Consider the following 15745-nt stretch of genomic DNA (forward strand, 5'->3'; position numbering starts at 1 on the left):
TTTGCACCCTTGTGCATCCCTCTTGCAGTCGTAGCGCCTGCCACTGCGAATTGGGGGCCTAACTTGCAGTCGCAACGCCTGCCACTGCGAATTGGAGGCCTAACTTGCAGTCGTAGCGTCTGCCGCTGTGAATTGGATGTCACAAATTCTTTTCATGCAACAAAAATGCGAGCAAGGGTAGCCCTGCTCGCCTCAATATGAAATCTACCTGCGTTTTCTGCCAAGTCCCATCGCACGCTCCATCTTTTCGACCATTTTGTCGGCCTTGCGCGATGCTTTCATGGCACCTTCATCCAAAATGTCATCCAGCTCGCCACTCTCGAGGTAGTGGTTCACTTTATTTTGGAAGTCGACGAGGAAGTTCTCCACGACTTCCCCGAGGTCGGACTTGAATGTGCCGTAGCTGCTGTCTTCATATTCCGTTTCGAGGTCATCGATGCTTTTTGAAGTCAGGGAGGAGTAGATTGTCAGCAGATTCGATATACCGGGCTTCTCTTCCTTGTCGTACCTGATTTCGCTGCCGGAGTCCGTCACCGCACTGCGGATTTTCTTGGCAGCAGCTTTCGGATCATCCAGGAGGGAAATGAAGCCCTTCTGATTGTCGTCACTCTTCGACATCTTCTTCGTCGGATCATTCAGACTCATGATGCGTCCCCCGACTTCGGGATGCTTGACTTCAGGCACCGTCAGAATATTGTTGTACTTGGTGTTGAAACGCTCTGCCAGGTCGCGTGTCAATTCGAGGTGCTGTCCCTGGTCTTCGCCTACAGGTACCACATCGGTGCCGTAGATCAGAATATCCGCTGCCATCAGGGACGGGTATGTCAGCAGCCCGACACTGATGCCGTCGCGCTGGTTCTGTTTGCGTGCCTTGTCCTTATATTGGGTCATGCGCTCGAGCTCCCCGATATAGCCCACGCACTGCATCATCCATGCAGCTTTGGCATGTGCCGCCACCTCACTCTGGATGAAGAGGGTGATCTTTTCCGGATCGAGGCCGGAGGCAAGATAGATGGCTGCGAGCTTCTTCGTATTGTCCCTGAGTTTGAGCCGGTCCTGGGGGACGGTTATCGCATGCTGGTCCACAATGCAGAAATAGGAATCGTATTCCTCCTGCATTTCCACAAACTGCTTGTAGGCCCCGATATAATTTCCGATAGTGGGGATGCCGCTGGGTTGTACTCCTGAGAATAATGTTTTCATGTCGTAATCACCTTTAAGTTAGTCATTATATATATGATAATAAACTTCCGGCCTGCTTGCAATATGGACACACCGATGCTGATATTTAATATAACCATAATTTTTCTAAAAATTTGTGAGATTATTACATAATTCTCATTTTATTTTAATGTTCACGCTGTATAGTACAAAGTGTAAATAAAGTTTATACATCAATCCATCCAAGTTATATGAATCATGTTTATAATACAGATGAACCGGGTATAGACTATTGTTACAAATCTTTTTAAAATTGGAGTGTGAGTTGTATGGTAACACTTTTTACTTCTCCAAGCTGCACATCATGCCGTAAAGCGAAAGCATGGTTACAAGAACATGAAATTCCTTATAATGAAAGAAATATATTCTCTGAACCACTTACATTGGACGAAGTGAAGTCCATTCTCAGAATGACTGAAGATGGCACAGATGAAATTATTTCTACAAGATCCAAGACTTTCCAAAAACTTAATGTAGATATCGACAGCTTGCCAATGCAGGAACTTTACACATTGATCATGGAGAATCCAGGCCTTCTCAGAAGACCGATCATCATGGATGAAAAGCGTCTTCAGGTTGGTTACAACGAAGACGAAATCCGCCGTTTCCTGCCCCGTACAGTGAGAACTTTCCACTTGATGGAAGCCAAGCGTCTCGCTGAACTATAAGCATATTTCCCCCCCAACAACTGATATAATACTTACGTTTGAGATGCCCGCAGATTACTTGATATCTGTGGGTATTTTGGCGTATAATGACATGACAATTCCAAAAGTGGTTTTACCTCATAAGAATAAGGTATAATATAAATAAGAATCATACTTGAAGGAGAGGAGTGAGAAGTATGAGGATTGAAAGAATTGATGACTCGACGATCAAATTTTTCATTACCTACCAGGACATCGAGAATCGCGGATTTGATAGAGAAGACCTATGGATGAACCGTAAACGTGGCGAAGAGTTCTTCTGGTCCATAATGGACGAAGTGAACCACGAGCATGAAGAAGATTTCTCAATGGAAGGGCCGCTATGGATCCAAGTGCATGCCTATGACAAGGGGATTGAAGTGGTGGTTTCCAAATCTCAGGATGATAAACCATTCTCAACGGAGCAGACGCCTATGGATATAAATAATAATGATGTTGAACAGTTCCTTGAAAGCATTTCCGGAGACAAGGAAGAAATTGCACCAGTGACGAAAGAGCCGGTCATGGTGAAATTCAATGACTTTGAGGACCTTATCAAGTATGCACACGAAGTTGAAGTCGATGAAACGCAGTATGAAGACCTGCTCATCGTACACGAAGGCAGCTACTACTATCAGATTTTCTTCGACTATCGCATGGACTACATGGACATGGAGCGTATTGAAGCGAAGCTTCTCGAATACAGTTCTCCTGCAGAAGTATCCAGCATGGTGGTCGAGGAGTACGGTGAAATCATCATGAGCATCAACGTGAGAGCTCGAGTAAGAAGATTTTTTAAAGAAAAATAATTTACTTGAATCGAAAATAAATCAAAAACCCCCTTTTCTACCATATATAGAAGAGGAGGTTTTTTTATGTTCATAGCAAACGACAGCAATGGTACAAGAATTACAGCGAACGAGGCACAAAAAGGGGCGGGATATTTCTGCCCGGTATGCGAAGCACCCGTCACTTTCAAGGCGGGCAATATCAAGACGGCCCACTTTTCCCATCACAGGATCGTCGACTGCACCCGCTACCTTTACAAAAAGGAGTCGCTCCAGCATCTTGAAGCGAAGCACGATCTATATCAGGCATTGGACAGTCAGCACAGGGTCTCGATGGAGTACTATCTTCCCGAAATCGAACAGATTCCCGATCTGCTGGTCGGCAAAAGGGCGCTTGAAATCCAGTATTCCGCCATTTCCCCGGAACTCATCACCGAGCGGTCGAAAGGATACCATTCCCTCGGCATGGATGTCATCTGGCTCCTTGATGAGGCGGCCATCAAAAAGGCGGACGGCTGCATCATTCCCACGCACTTCCAGCTGTCCACGCTCTATAATACTTCACTCTTCACCTATTCGAACCATCATAAGCGGCTGATGAAATGGGGGCTCAGGCATCACAGGGGAGGCAATCGCTGGACTTTCCATGCTTCAGAAATCGCTCCGCATGACCTGCTCGGCCTCCACCCCAGGGAACCTGTCCGGCCGCTTGCGCTCAAACAGGGGGACATCAGACGCATGATCCAGCGGGAACGCCAGCAGAAGAATCGCCTGAATCCGACACTTACATTCCTCTATCAGCTCTCCCTGGATTCCCGGAGTCTGCCACCACACCTGTGCATGAGTGTCGAGCCGGAGCGCTGGATACTGAACCCGCCGCTGGAATGGAAGCTGTATATCATGTATGGTCTGGAGAAGGGGACATTCGACTGGCAACAGTTCAGCCGCTTCATCCATATGCGTGAAATACAGGCTGCGCCTCCGAAAGAGGAGGTGCTGAGGGCACTCCTGGCCGCCTATAAAATGTTATATATTTCACAATAAACTTCGGTACTTGAAATTTCTGATGAATATTGAGAAAATTATATCATCAGACAAATGGAGGGGTAATTATGTCAAAAGTCATTACACGTCAGGAACAGGAAGAAAAAAATACTTGGAATCTTGAAACCATCTTCGAATCCGATGCAGCATTCGAAGAGAAATATAAAGAATTGGAAGGCCGCCTGGGGGAAGAGGAACGGTTCAAGGGCCAAATCGATTCACTGGATACACTCGCCGACGCGCTGGAGACGGAGCGGGAGCTGAGTGAAGAGATCGGCAGGCTGTTCGTCTATGCACACTTGAAGCATGACCAGGATACATCCGACGACACATACAGTGCGCTGGAATCAAAGGCACGTACGCTCGTCGTCAAGTTCAATACCGCCTGGAGTTTCCTCGTACCGGAGATCATGAAGGTCGATGAGGAGACGCTGGAAGAGTGGCGCAATGACCCGCGCCTCAGCGAGTTTTCCTTCGACCTTGAGAAGCTCAACAGGAAGCGCGCATACGTACTCAGCGACAAGGAGGAGAAGCTTCTGGCACAGGCAGGGGAAGTCATGTCGAATCCGACTTCCACATTCGGCATGTTCAACAATGCTGATCTCGAATTCCCGGATGCGGTCGATTCCGAAGGCAACACACATGCGCTGACACAGGGCACGTACATCGATCTGCTCAAATCAAGCGACCGTGAATTGAGAAAATCGGCCTATGAAAACCTGTACAGGACATACGGCGCCTACAGGAATACGCTCAGCCAGACGCTCCAGGGTGTCGTCAGCACACATGTATTCCAGGCCCAGGCACGCGGCTATGATTCCGCAAGGCATCAGGCGCTGTCCAACAACTTCATTCCGGAAGAAGTCTACGACAACCTTGTGAAGACGGTGAATGATCACCTGCACCTGATGCACCGCTATACGGAGCTCCGCAGGCAGATGCTCGGCCTCGACAAGCTCAAAATGTATGATGTCTATACACCGATGGTCAAGGATGTCGATTTCGAGATGAGCTATGAGGAAGCGAAGGACTGGATGCTCGCATCACTCGAGCCGATGGGTGAGACGTATGTGAACATCATCAAGGAAGGCCTCGAGAGCCGCTGGGTCGATGTGTATGAGAATAAAGGGAAGCGGAGCGGCGCCTATTCCTCCGGCACATACGGCACGAATCCGTTCATCCTCATGAACTGGCAGGATAACGTAAACAATCTCTTTACGCTGACACATGAATTCGGACACAGTGTCCACAGCTACTACAGCAGGCAGAACCAGCCTTCCAACACCTCCGGCTACTCCATCTTCGTCGCCGAGGTCGCCAGCAACTTCAACGAAGCACTGCTTGCAGACTACATGTTCAAAAATCTTGAAGATACGAAGAAGAAGCTCTATCTGCTGAATGAACAGCTCGAAGGATTCAGGGGCTCCGTCTTCAGGCAGACGATGTTCGCCGAATTCGAGCACAAGATCCACTCCATGAAGGAGGCGGGGGAACCGCTCACAGCCGGCAGGCTGAATGAAGTGTACGGGGAGCTCAACCGCAAGTACTTCGGTGACGCGGTCGACTATGATGACCATATCGAAGTCGAGTGGGCACGCATCCCGCACTTCTATATGAACTATTATGTATATCAGTACTCCACCGGCTACGCGGCGGCCGCGAGCCTGTCCAAACAGGTGCTCGAGGAAGGCGATGCGACGGCGGAGCGCTACATCAATGAATTCCTGAAAAAGGGATCGTCCGACTACCCGATCAACGTACTGAAAAATGCCGGTGTCGACATGACGACATCAGAACCGATCGAGAACGCCATGAAGGTATTCGAATCACAGCTCGACCAGTTCGAGGCATTGCTCGAAGAAGTATAGAAATTGGAAGAAACTCCCGACCTTTGATCTTTTTCGATGGTCGGGGTGTTTTTTAGTTTGAGCAATAAACTATACATGTACTATTTTTACATACAAGTTATACAGTGAATGCGTTTTCATTATGTCCATATTGTGAAAAGCCATTCAAAATGTTGTCTAGAGCCTTAAACCATGGTATATTTTAGACATGAAATTTTTATCACTGAAACATACCCCTTTGTTAAAACAGTGAAAAATTTCTCCCATCCCCTTTGTTTGAGCAGCACACTATAGAAGGTGTGCTGCTTTTTTATTTGCATTAGTTTAATCTGCATACATTTATGGCGCGGTGATCCTCATTGGATTCCCGCGCTTTTTTTGTGCAGTGGAACCCAACTGTACTTTCCACCAGACACATGGAACATATGATGTCCCCAAATTCCTCCAGAATATTAATCTCCTCTTCAAATACCCCATTGTCACAAATTCGACTTGACCAACCGTGATATGCATCACGTTAAAAGATGTATTTAAAATATATAATTAAATCAAGATAAATTTACGGGATCAACCGATAAAGGAGAAAGGGGAGAGCGGCATGAAACGGAAATATACGAAACCGCCCTACACTACAGTATATGAACCTTCACAGGAGGAATTGGACTCCCTGAAGGGAACTCTGTTTTCCACAGTCGTCTTTGTAGGCGGAACGATCATTTTATTCGTACTGTTGCTATTGATGTTCTACATGATGAGATTCTAGATGGGAGAGACAAGAAATGAAAATGCACAGATTTGAAGAGATATGGCTCATATTTGGAGTGGCTGTCCTGGTCATTTCGATGGCGATTACAGGATACCAGGCATTTGCGCAGGGAATGGGGCCTCCAAGCCACAAGGAGACGATCGACCCGACCCAGGTGGAAAACACGGCACCGTTCGACAACCCGGGAGTCTACCAGACCGGGGAGAATGAATATGAAGTGGTGATGGCGCTTCAGGCGTTCAGCTTTGAGCCCAGTGAAATCACCGTCCCGAAAGGCGCGGAAGTGACATTCATCATGACATCGAAGGATGTCATCCATGGTGTCAGCGCACCGCATACGAACTTGAACACGATGGTTGTACCGGGACAGGTCCAGCGCATCACACAGACGTTCCATGAATCAGAGGAGTTTCTTCTGGTCTGTAACGAATACTGCGGAACCGGGCATCAGATGATGTCTGCGACCATAACGGTGGAGGAATAGGCAATGGCAAACACATTAGAGACGCACATGAAAAAGAACACCCTGCCACTGGTACACTTCTTTCTCGCATTCATCATGCTCCTCATCGGGGGCACACTCGGACTGCTGCAGGGGCTGAACCGGGGCGGCGTATTCGAACTCCCCGCCAGCTTCAACTACTACGAAGTGCTTACGCTCCACGGCATTCTGCTGATTCTGGCATTCACCACGCTGTTCACGAACGGCTATATGTATGCAGCAGTGAGGCATACGCTCGGCGAGCTGTCGAAAACGGTGAAGATCCTCGCCTGGTCAAGCCTTGCGAGCTTCCTGATCGGCTCGGTGCTCGTCGTATGGATGGTGCTTGCCGGCGAAGCGACCGTCTTGTATACATTCTATCCGCCGATGCAGGCATCACCATGGTTCTATATCGGCCTCGTGTTCGTCGTACTGTGCATCTGGCTGGCCGGACTCGGCGTCTTCATCAGCGCCTTCCAGTGGAAACGCAGGAATAAAGGACAGCACCTCCCGATACTCGCCTTCTTCGCAGTCGGCATCTACACGCTCGTCATATTCGGCAGCATCGGCGTAACCGTCGAAGTGCTCATGCTTATCCCTTGGGCATTCGGGTGGACGGAAACCATCAACGTCATGCTCAGCCGCACACTGTTCTGGAGCTTCGGCCATACACTGGTCAATGTCTGGTACCTGGTTGCGATATCCGTGTGGTACACAATCTTGCCGAGGATCATCGGCGGCCGCATCTTCAGTGACACACTTGCCAGATTGGTCGTCATCCTGATTGTGATCCTGAACGTACCCGGTGGCTTCCACCACCAGATCGTCGACCCGGCGTTCTCCGAAGGACTCAAGTTCATGCACGTATTCATGAGCCTGTCCATCGCATTCCCTTCCCTGATGACGGCATTCGCCATGTTCGCGGTGCTCGAACGTACGGGACGCAAGCGCGGCGGCCGCGGCCTCCTCGGCTGGCTATGGGTACTGCCTTGGGGCGACGTCCGCTTCCTCACCATCATGATTGCGATGGTTTCATTCATCATCGGTGGTGCCGGCGGCATCGCACAGACGAACCACCAGCTTAACCAGGTCGTGCACAACTCGCTGTGGGTGGTCGGACACTTCCACATCACCGTCGGTGTGACCGTTGTGATGACATTCTTCGGACTTGTCTACTGGCTCATTCCGCACCTCTCAGGCCGTGTAATGACACCGTTCATCCACCATCTCGGCATGTTCCAGACGGCTGTCTGGACAATCGGCATGGCACTGATGGCGCTTTCCATGCACGCAGCCGGCCTGTTCGGCGCACCAAGACGTACTTCCTATACGACATATGGGGACAGCGCCACGGCACTCGGCTGGGAGCCATACCTGTCCTTCCTGGCAACAGGCGGCACGCTGCTGTTCTTCGGTGTCCTGCTCATCGTCTACATCGTATTTCACCTGATGTTCTTTGCACCAAAAGGGGATACGGCGTTCATGGATTCCCGTGTTGAGAACAATGCACATCCGACACCAAAATGGACGGAGAACTGGGGACTATGGGTGATCGTAGCCATCCTCATCATCTCGATGGGCTACGTCGTACCACTTGTCGACCTGATCGAAAACGCACCACCGGGCTCACCACCGCATAGAACCTGGTAATCAATATGAAAGGAGGTCAACCGCATGAAAAAGGATATCGTTTCTATCATAATCATTCTGCTGCTGGGAGGCCTCCTATTCTATATTTCCACAGACGGCTTCCGGATCTATACGATTGAAGCGGAACGCATTGAATCCCTGAAAAATGAAAAGCCCGATTTCCCGGATGTGGACGTCATCGACAATAGGGGACGGGAGTATCCATTCGATGAATTCCGCGGCAAATACATCCTAATGACCTTCATCTATACATCATGCGAAACAGCCTGTCCAATGATGGAGGCGAACATGAAGGCAGTATACGACAATTTCAATGCCTCAGCCTACGGCGATGATCTTGTATTCCTGAGCACTTCGTTCGATACCGAACGCGATACTGTGGAGGTGCTGGACCGCTATGCGGACTACTTCGATGCCGACGGGGATACGTGGCGCATGCTCCGGGTGCCGGAAGCTCGGGACCTGGATACAGTACTCGATACGTATGGGGTCACCGTCATCCCTGAAGGGGATACCGATTATCAGCACAACACGTCATTCTATCTGATCGGACCCGACGGACATCTCGTCGAGGTGCTCGACTACCGGGATATCGACGGGGCCGTCCGGGCGCTCGATAAGCATGTAGGGGAGGCGGCATCATGAAGCAGTTCTGGTATGGATTTGTACTGTTCCTCTTCCTCGCACTGCCGCCCGTAAGGCACCTGCTCGAATCGATCATGGCATTCCACATGCACATGCAGATGCCGCTGCTGTTCGTCTCGGGACTTCTGATGGCGCCATTCTTCATGAGGCGGTTCGCCAGCTTCTTCGACCGTTGGAATGGAAGTGGGCTGCCGGGGGTCATCCTCTTCCTCGTCATCGTTCTGTACTGGATGGTGCCGAAGGCGATGGATGAATCGCTTGAAATCATGGCGGTCGAAGCATTCAAATACATCTCGCTGCCATTTCTTGCCGGCGTCCCGCTCAGGGACAGCTGGTCCAGGGTCAGCAAGGCGACGGAAAGCGTCCTACTGCTTGTGCTCGCAATACTGTTCAGCATCATGGCCTACCTCTACATCTTCTTCGAGAGCACATTGTGCAACAATTACCTGCTCGTCGACCAGAAGACGGTCGGCTGGGGCTTCGCATTCTTCAGCCTATGCCTGATACTGTACCTTGTGCTGACACTGTTCACAGACCAGTCCCAATACTACGACGAAGCGTCCACCTGATTCAGGTGGACGCTTTCAAGTGTTCATTCAGATTCGGGAGGTGCACGACGAGATAGCCGTCCGCATCCTCATTGATGATGTTCATTTTCTTGAAGTGTGTAATGTTGCGGCTCACCGTCTCCCGGGACGTGCCGATGATGTTGGCGATGTCCTGCTTCGTCAGGCGCGTCGATATACGGCTGTATGTCTCATCGATCACCTCGCCATGGTTCGTCAGCAGGCGTTCGAGCAGCAGCAGGATCTGCTTGTCCGTCGAATGGAAGATCTTGTCCTCGAGACGCTTCTGCAGATCCACGATCAGCTGCCCGAGCGTCCGGAACATCTTGATCGACACTTCCGGATGGTCCATCAGCAGCTGCTCGAAATCCTCCTTCGGGATGGTGATCAGCTCTGACGTCTCCGCAGTGATGGCATTCGCGGGATATGAATCATCCCGGAACAGCCCGTGGTGCGGGAACATCTCCCCCGACTGGAAGAAGTTCACGATCTGCTCCCTTCCCGAGGCATCATTGCGGTAGATCTTCACTTTGCCCGATGCGACAAAATAGACATGGTCCATCGGTTCACTCTGCATGAATATATGGGTGTTGCGATAGAACTTCCTCTGGTTTGAAATATCCACGATCAGTCCGAGCTCATCATCCGTCAGAGAACGGAAAATCTCAATCTGAGCAAGCAGCTGTCCGAGATCGCTTCGCTGCATCTGTGATACCTCACTTTTCTTTTGGCTATATCATATCATATTGGCGGGGAGGACGGGTTGGGGCGGATGTAGCATGTCCTACTTGCACCCGGAATCTGCACGACTGCAAGTTCCCTTCATCTCTCTTCTTCCACAAAAAAAGGGACACCATCCCTGGTGTCCCCTCAAACTCAATTTTTAAAATAAAAATACTATCTTCCAAGGGAAGATGTGCCACCCCGTATCTGGTAGTACATGCCATCTTCCGTTTCAACTTCTTCCACCAGCCTCTGCAGACGCAGCTTCTTGAGCTCGTTGAGCAGGAGGCCGGTCCGCCATTCGAAAACTGTCTTCAGTTCGTGGAAGCTGACCACTTCATAGGATTCGATATAGTCGTAGATGCTCGGCAGCGGGTGTTTCTCTATCTCTTTTTCGATGAGTTCGTTGATGATGTAGGTGTATATATGGTAAGGATAGACCCCTTCTACTTTGACGCCTTCCGCCTCCACATCCCCCGAGAAGAAGATCATGGCGGGCAGTTCTTCGACGTCCATCTCACGGTAGACCATGAGATCGCGTTTCAACAGACTGCGCACTTCCTCGGAGTGTGCATCTGTTGTGAAAGCATTGACATCCAGGCCGGCGAGCCTGGCGCTTTCTTCCATGTGTGCGATTGTACATATATTTTTTGTCGGTACAATGCGATTGAGGACATAGCGCATGAATGCACGTGCCTTGTTGCGCCCCTGCACTTCTGCCGCCTTGTAGGCGAGCGCGATGTTGTCGATATCCGAGGTGGACTGGGCCTGGCATTTTGTGAGCACCTGCAATGATGGCGCCAATATCTTCTTTATCGTCACATGTCCGCGATATTCGAGCTGCAGCTTGTTGATGATCGGTTCCAGTGCGCGGCAGTCATCTGAGAACGGGTCGAAAAAGTAAAATATTTCGATATAATGGGATGTCGGTTCGAGTACGAGTGACTGTGTTCCAGTTCTATTCATGTCCTCACCCTGCTTAATCTATTGAATTCACCATATGGTTCGCTGTCAGTGTGTAACGTGCCATAATGTATGTTTTCAATTCCTCTTCAAGCCCTACGTCATTCATTGCCCGATCCATGTTTTCAAGCCATGCATCCCGCGCTTCGGGCGTGATGCGGAATGGGGCATGGCGCGCTTTCAGCATCGGATGGCCGTATTCCTCATTATAGAGGTTCGGTCCGCCGAGAAACTGTGTCTGAAAAAGCTTCTGCTTATAGGCCGTTTCAGTCAGGTCATCCGGAAACAGGTGGTTGATGCGCGTATCCTCTGCAACGTAGCTGTAGAAGATATCGATCATGCGATACAGCTTATCCTGTCCGATATCCTTAAATGGTATTGGCATAGTTGTCACCCGATCTGATATCCTGCAGCTTATTGTAGAAGCGCTCGACTTTCGTCACTTCCTTCCGGCGGTCGATGCGGTATTCTTCAAGCAAGTTCAGGAAGTGCGTCTCTCCCTTGTCGTAGTTGTCCACTTCAAATTCCAGTTCGAAATCCTCGGTGTCGAGATAGCTGTTCTTGTCGAGCACGAGCAATCCGTCCTTATAGGAGACTTCGCGCCGCTCGGTTGAAAGGGCGCCATATATCTTGAGCTGCGTCATGTCTATATTGAAACGTTCGAGTTCACCGCGGATGAGCTCGGGCACTTCATCCATCCGGATGTTGCGGTCGAAATTCAGATCGCTCTCCACTTCACCGTGATATTCCATCACGCCTTTTTCCGTCGGCTCCTTCAGCGTCATAACCTGTTTTCCGCCTGCATCCCTGATCCTCAGCAGCAGGCGATTGTGTTTCATGCCAAGTTCCGGGGTATCTATATAGAAATTCGTCTGCACAACCGGCTGTGTGTCTTTGAACAGTGCTTCGTGCAGGCGTCCATATTCCTCCCCGGTCAAGAGGTTCTTAAATTCTATTTCGAGTTCTTTCATCAGATCCACTCCTCAATGTATATTATCTTAAATTTGAAATGCAGTGTAAAGTAAACAGTTTCCAACGTTATCAAATGCAAGATACTATGGTAAAATAAATTGCGCAAGGAGTGAAAATAATGGATATATATGTAACGGAGATAAAATTTGAAGATGAGGCATTAAAATGCTACGCAGAAGAGGATACACAGGGACTGAAGGCAGCAGCACGCATGATCGTCGATTCCGATAACATGGCGTTCATATACATGCTGGACGACGGGGAAGAGTTCAGACGGGTTCACTTTGTAAAGGAAACATGGTCCATGCTGAAGGCGCACCATGGCGCTGAAGTCATCCTCAATACGGATGTCATCCTGACGGATTTCTGGGATGAACTGGACTATCTGATTGAAAATATCGAGGACAACAACAATTATGGGGAAGCATTTGAGAGTGCAGTCAAGGAAGAGTTCATACAATAGAATGAATTTAGGACTGGAGTGTAAGTGATGGAACAATGGGAGAAGTTTCTTGCACCTTACAAGCAGGCTGTCGAGGAGCTCAAGATTAAATTGAAGGGGATGCGGCAGGATTATCAGCTCACGCGCCAGTCCTCTCCGGTGGAATTCGTGACGGCAAGAGTGAAGCCGGTACAGAGCATCATAGAGAAGGCGAGTGCACGCAATATCCCCTATGACCGCCTGCAGGAGGGCATGTATGACATCGCCGGTGTCAGGATCATGTGCCAGTTTGTCGATGACATCGAGCTGATCTGCGCCCAGATCCGCAACCGGACGGACATGAAGGTGGTTGAAGAGCGTGATTATGTCGCCAATACGAAGGAGAGCGGCTACCGTTCCTACCACCTCATCGTGGAATATCCGGTGGAACGCATCGGCGGGGCGGTGACCATTCTCGCGGAAATCCAGATCCGCACACTGGCCATGAACTTCTGGGCGACGATCGAACATACGCTGAACTACAAATACAGCGGGGAATATCCGCCGGAAATAAAGAAGCGCCTCCAGAACGCGGCCGAAGCGGCCTACCTTCTGGACCAGGAGATGTCCGAGATCCGCGAAGAGATCCAGGATGCCCAGAAATACTATACGAAAAAGCGGAACATACGCTGATCCAATACAGACAAAGCTTGAGGAAGGTGTGGCTATATGAAGTTTTTCATCGTTTCCAAAGGAGACACCAAATCGAATGCATTGAAGGATAAAATGATGAACTACATGGTGGACATGGGGATGACACCCGATGAGAAGGCACCCGACATCGTCATTTCGGTCGGAGGCGACGGCACGCTGCTCCAGGCCTTCCACCGCTATCAGCACCTTCTTGATCATACTGCGTTCGTCGGTGTACATACAGGGCATCTCGGCTTCTATGCAGACTGGCTGCCGCAGGAAGTGGAGCGGCTCATCATCGCAATACAGAACGACGAATTCCAGGTCATCGAATATCCACTGCTGGAGACGATCATCCGCTACGAGTCGGAGGGCACGGAAACGCGCTATCTTGCGCTCAACGAAGCGACACTCCGGACCGACAACGGAACGACACTCGTCATGGACGTCGACATACGCAACCAGCACTTCGAACGGTTCAGGGGGGATGGCCTGTGCGTCTCGACGCCATCCGGCTCGACCGCCTACAACAAGGCGCTCGGCGGGGCACTGATCCATCCCTCCCTGGAAGCGATACAGATTACGGAGATCGCCTCCATCAACAACCGGGTGTTCCGTACCGTCGGTTCGCCACTCGTCCTGCCGAAGCACCATACATGCCAGGTGCTGCCGGTGAACAGTGAAGTCTACCAGATGACGATCGACCATATCAACCTCGTGCACAAAGGCGTCAAATCGATCCAGTTCAGGGTCGCGGATGAAAAGATAAGGTTTGCCCGCTTCAGGCCATTCCCATTCTGGAAGAGAGTGCACGATTCCTTTATATCCTAGGGCGAAAGCACTGTCATGGTGCTTTTTTAGTTTATGCATCCTTTTGAAAAAATAATCCCACGGGTGGTGGCATCATGGCTGATGTTGTAGAAATGACAGAAATGGAACGCGAATATGAAACATTGCTTGCCCATCTGAGGGAAGGGGAGATGGATCCGTTCCGGGAGGCGTTCTTCGAACTGCACAATTATGAGCAGAGTGAATTCTACCTCGAGATCGAGGAAGCGGACCGTCAGACCATGTACCACTTCCTCAGTCCGGAGGAGGTGGCGGAGTTCTTCGACAGCCTGGAACTCGATCCAGAAGAGTATGACGAGCTGTTCGAGACGATGGATGCCCGGTATGCAGCAAGCATGATCGGCGCAATGCAGTACGATAACGCCGTCGATATACTGAATGAAGTGTCGAAGGAGAAGCTCACTTCATTCCTGGCACTGATGGACCGCGCGGATGCACAGGAAATACGCAAGCTCATGAACTATGAAGTGGACACAGCCGGCGGTATCATGACGACCGAATTCGTCAGTGTCACCTCCCTCATGACCGTGCGGGAGGCCATGCGGCACCTCAAGCAGATGGCGCTTGATTCGGAGACGATCTACTATGTGTTCGTCGTGGATCCGGACCGGAAGCTTGCAGGGATCCTTTCCCTCCGTGAACTGATCATTGCGGATGACGACGCCTATATCGGCGATATCATGATCGAGCGTGTCGTATCCGCCCGGGTATCGGACGACCAGGAGGAAGTGGCCCGGATCATGCGGGACTACGACTTTCTTGCGATGCCGGTCGTCGACTACCAGGACCACCTGGTCGGCATCATCACGGCCGATGACATCATGGACGTCATGGATGAAGAGGCCCACGAGGACTACTCCAGACTTGCCGGTATGAGTGAAATCGAGCCGGCCTCCGACTCTTCATTTTCCACAGCGAAGAAGCGGCTGCCCTGGCTCATCGGCCTGACATTCATGGGCATGGTCACGGCTGCGATGCTGACCACATTCGAGGACACGCTGGCCCAGGTCGCCGTGCTCGGTGCATTCATCCCGATCATAGGCGGCATGGCCGGCAACAGCGGCACACAGTCGCTGGCCGTAGCGGTCCGCGGTATTGCGACCGGGGAAATAAAGGACACAAGCAAAATAAAACTGGCCCTCCGTGAGATGGGCTCGGGCCTCATCACCGGGCTTGTATGCGGCCTGATCATATTCGGCATCATTACACTCTTGTATGACTCGTCAATTCTTGGTATCATCGTCGGAGTCAGTCTGCTGATTGCGATGACGCTGGCCACACTGCTCGGTACACTCGTGCCGCTCCTGATGAGCCGGCTGAACATCGACCCGGCAGTCGCCAGCGGGCCATTCATAACGACAGCAAATGACATCATCAGCCTGCTCGTTTATTTTTCGCTCGCGAACGCATTCATGTCGTATCTGTTATAA

Annotated in this window: 18 protein-coding genes; 13 read left to right on the forward strand and 5 right to left on the reverse strand. The window is 50.5% G+C overall.

What is annotated here, in order from left to right; genetic code table 11:
* Nucleotides 1-204: 204 nt before the first annotated feature.
* Nucleotides 205-1203: a tryptophan--tRNA ligase gene (trpS, locus tag RQP18_RS02920; protein ID WP_342388663.1), complete on the reverse strand. Its 999-nt coding sequence runs from the start codon at nt 1201-1203 to the stop codon at nt 205-207.
* A gap of 287 nt (nt 1204-1490) precedes the next feature.
* Between trpS and spxA the strand changes: the two genes are divergently transcribed.
* The 9 genes from spxA to RQP18_RS02965 all read left to right on the forward strand — a co-directional run bounded on the left by spxA (nt 1491) and on the right by RQP18_RS02965 (nt 9697).
* Nucleotides 1491-1889 (forward strand): transcriptional regulator SpxA, encoded by a 399-nt coding sequence (spxA, locus tag RQP18_RS02925; protein ID WP_031547789.1) that lies wholly within the window; start codon nt 1491-1493, stop codon nt 1887-1889.
* Nucleotides 1890-2065: 176 nt separating this feature from the next.
* Nucleotides 2066-2716, forward strand: a complete 651-nt coding sequence (locus RQP18_RS02930) for an adaptor protein MecA (protein ID WP_342388664.1) — start codon at nt 2066-2068, stop codon at nt 2714-2716.
* A 66-nt stretch (nt 2717-2782) separates the two neighbouring features.
* A complete protein-coding gene (locus RQP18_RS02935) occupies nt 2783-3739 on the forward strand; it encodes a competence protein CoiA (protein WP_342388665.1) in 957 nt (318 codons plus the stop codon).
* A 68-nt stretch (nt 3740-3807) separates the two neighbouring features.
* Nucleotides 3808-5607, forward strand: a complete 1800-nt coding sequence (gene pepF, locus RQP18_RS02940; protein WP_342388666.1) for an oligoendopeptidase F — start codon at nt 3808-3810, stop codon at nt 5605-5607.
* 577 nt (nt 5608-6184) lie between these two features.
* Nucleotides 6185-6349, forward strand: coding sequence for a hypothetical protein (locus tag RQP18_RS02945; protein ID WP_342388667.1), 165 nt, complete (start codon nt 6185-6187; stop codon nt 6347-6349).
* A gap of 16 nt (nt 6350-6365) precedes the next feature.
* Nucleotides 6366-6836, forward strand: a complete 471-nt coding sequence (locus RQP18_RS02950; protein ID WP_342388668.1) for a cytochrome c oxidase subunit II — start codon at nt 6366-6368, stop codon at nt 6834-6836.
* Nucleotides 6837-6839: 3 nt separating this feature from the next.
* Complete coding sequence (locus tag RQP18_RS02955) at nt 6840-8483, forward strand: cbb3-type cytochrome c oxidase subunit I (RefSeq protein WP_342388669.1); 1644 nt, start codon at nt 6840-6842, stop codon at nt 8481-8483.
* A 24-nt stretch (nt 8484-8507) separates the two neighbouring features.
* The gene (locus tag RQP18_RS02960) at nt 8508-9128 is read left to right on the forward strand and encodes an SCO family protein (protein WP_342388670.1); all 621 of its coding nucleotides are present in this window, start codon (nt 8508-8510) and stop codon (nt 9126-9128) included.
* Entirely contained in the window at nt 9125-9697 is a 573-nt protein-coding gene (locus RQP18_RS02965) for a hypothetical protein (protein WP_342388671.1), read from the forward strand. Before RQP18_RS02960 ends, RQP18_RS02965 begins: the two co-directional genes overlap by 4 nt.
* A 1-nt stretch (nt 9698) precedes the next feature.
* Here RQP18_RS02965 and RQP18_RS02970 read toward each other — a convergent pair whose 3' ends face one another.
* The 4 genes from RQP18_RS02970 to RQP18_RS02985 all read right to left on the reverse strand — a co-directional run bounded on the left by RQP18_RS02970 (nt 9699) and on the right by RQP18_RS02985 (nt 12351).
* A complete protein-coding gene (locus tag RQP18_RS02970; RefSeq protein ID WP_342388672.1) occupies nt 9699-10400 on the reverse strand; it encodes a Crp/Fnr family transcriptional regulator in 702 nt (233 codons plus the stop codon).
* 191 nt (nt 10401-10591) lie between these two features.
* Complete coding sequence (locus RQP18_RS02975; RefSeq protein ID WP_342388673.1) at nt 10592-11383, reverse strand: DsbA family protein; 792 nt, start codon at nt 11381-11383, stop codon at nt 10592-10594.
* Nucleotides 11384-11396: 13 nt separating this feature from the next.
* Entirely contained in the window at nt 11397-11765 is a 369-nt protein-coding gene (locus RQP18_RS02980; protein ID WP_342388674.1) for a globin, read from the reverse strand.
* A complete protein-coding gene (locus RQP18_RS02985) occupies nt 11749-12351 on the reverse strand; it encodes a CYTH domain-containing protein (RefSeq protein ID WP_342388675.1) in 603 nt (200 codons plus the stop codon). The genes RQP18_RS02980 and RQP18_RS02985 overlap by 17 nt, the downstream gene beginning before the upstream one ends.
* Before the next feature lie 119 nt (nt 12352-12470).
* Between RQP18_RS02985 and RQP18_RS02990 the strand changes: the two genes are divergently transcribed.
* From RQP18_RS02990 to mgtE, 4 genes are all read left to right on the forward strand, one after another.
* Nucleotides 12471-12815 (forward strand): hypothetical protein, encoded by a 345-nt coding sequence (locus RQP18_RS02990; protein WP_342388676.1) that lies wholly within the window; start codon nt 12471-12473, stop codon nt 12813-12815.
* A gap of 27 nt (nt 12816-12842) precedes the next feature.
* Nucleotides 12843-13466: a GTP pyrophosphokinase gene (locus RQP18_RS02995; RefSeq protein WP_031547810.1), complete on the forward strand. Its 624-nt coding sequence runs from the start codon at nt 12843-12845 to the stop codon at nt 13464-13466.
* 36 nt (nt 13467-13502) lie between these two features.
* Nucleotides 13503-14297, forward strand: a complete 795-nt coding sequence (locus RQP18_RS03000) for an NAD kinase (RefSeq protein ID WP_342388677.1) — start codon at nt 13503-13505, stop codon at nt 14295-14297.
* 74 nt (nt 14298-14371) lie between these two features.
* Complete coding sequence (gene mgtE, locus RQP18_RS03005) at nt 14372-15745, forward strand: magnesium transporter (protein ID WP_342388678.1); 1374 nt, start codon at nt 14372-14374, stop codon at nt 15743-15745.

This window comes from Salinicoccus sp. Bachu38, assembly GCF_038561955.2.
GTDB lineage: Bacteria > Bacillota > Bacilli > Staphylococcales > Salinicoccaceae > Salinicoccus > Salinicoccus bachuensis.

Bases quoted from the DNA above. Each gene is read 5' to 3' on its own strand.
- trpS (WP_342388663.1), bottom strand. From the start codon at position 1,203: ATGAAAACATTATTCTCAGGAGTACAACCCAGCGGCATCCCCACTATC.
- spxA (WP_031547789.1), top strand. From the start codon at position 1,491: ATGGTAACACTTTTTACTTCTCCAAGCTGCACATCATGCCGTAAAGCG.
- RQP18_RS02930 (WP_342388664.1), top strand. From the start codon at position 2,066: ATGAGGATTGAAAGAATTGATGACTCGACGATCAAATTTTTCATTACC.
- RQP18_RS02935 (WP_342388665.1), top strand. From the start codon at position 2,783: ATGTTCATAGCAAACGACAGCAATGGTACAAGAATTACAGCGAACGAG.
- pepF (WP_342388666.1), top strand. From the start codon at position 3,808: ATGTCAAAAGTCATTACACGTCAGGAACAGGAAGAAAAAAATACTTGG.
- RQP18_RS02945 (WP_342388667.1), top strand. From the start codon at position 6,185: ATGAAACGGAAATATACGAAACCGCCCTACACTACAGTATATGAACCT.
- RQP18_RS02950 (WP_342388668.1), top strand. From the start codon at position 6,366: ATGAAAATGCACAGATTTGAAGAGATATGGCTCATATTTGGAGTGGCT.
- RQP18_RS02955 (WP_342388669.1), top strand. From the start codon at position 6,840: ATGGCAAACACATTAGAGACGCACATGAAAAAGAACACCCTGCCACTG.
- RQP18_RS02960 (WP_342388670.1), top strand. From the start codon at position 8,508: ATGAAAAAGGATATCGTTTCTATCATAATCATTCTGCTGCTGGGAGGC.
- RQP18_RS02965 (WP_342388671.1), top strand. From the start codon at position 9,125: ATGAAGCAGTTCTGGTATGGATTTGTACTGTTCCTCTTCCTCGCACTG.
- RQP18_RS02970 (WP_342388672.1), bottom strand. From the start codon at position 10,400: ATGCAGCGAAGCGATCTCGGACAGCTGCTTGCTCAGATTGAGATTTTC.
- RQP18_RS02975 (WP_342388673.1), bottom strand. From the start codon at position 11,383: ATGAATAGAACTGGAACACAGTCACTCGTACTCGAACCGACATCCCAT.
- RQP18_RS02980 (WP_342388674.1), bottom strand. From the start codon at position 11,765: ATGCCAATACCATTTAAGGATATCGGACAGGATAAGCTGTATCGCATG.
- RQP18_RS02985 (WP_342388675.1), bottom strand. From the start codon at position 12,351: ATGAAAGAACTCGAAATAGAATTTAAGAACCTCTTGACCGGGGAGGAA.
- RQP18_RS02990 (WP_342388676.1), top strand. From the start codon at position 12,471: ATGGATATATATGTAACGGAGATAAAATTTGAAGATGAGGCATTAAAA.
- RQP18_RS02995 (WP_031547810.1), top strand. From the start codon at position 12,843: ATGGAACAATGGGAGAAGTTTCTTGCACCTTACAAGCAGGCTGTCGAG.
- RQP18_RS03000 (WP_342388677.1), top strand. From the start codon at position 13,503: ATGAAGTTTTTCATCGTTTCCAAAGGAGACACCAAATCGAATGCATTG.
- mgtE (WP_342388678.1), top strand. From the start codon at position 14,372: ATGGCTGATGTTGTAGAAATGACAGAAATGGAACGCGAATATGAAACA.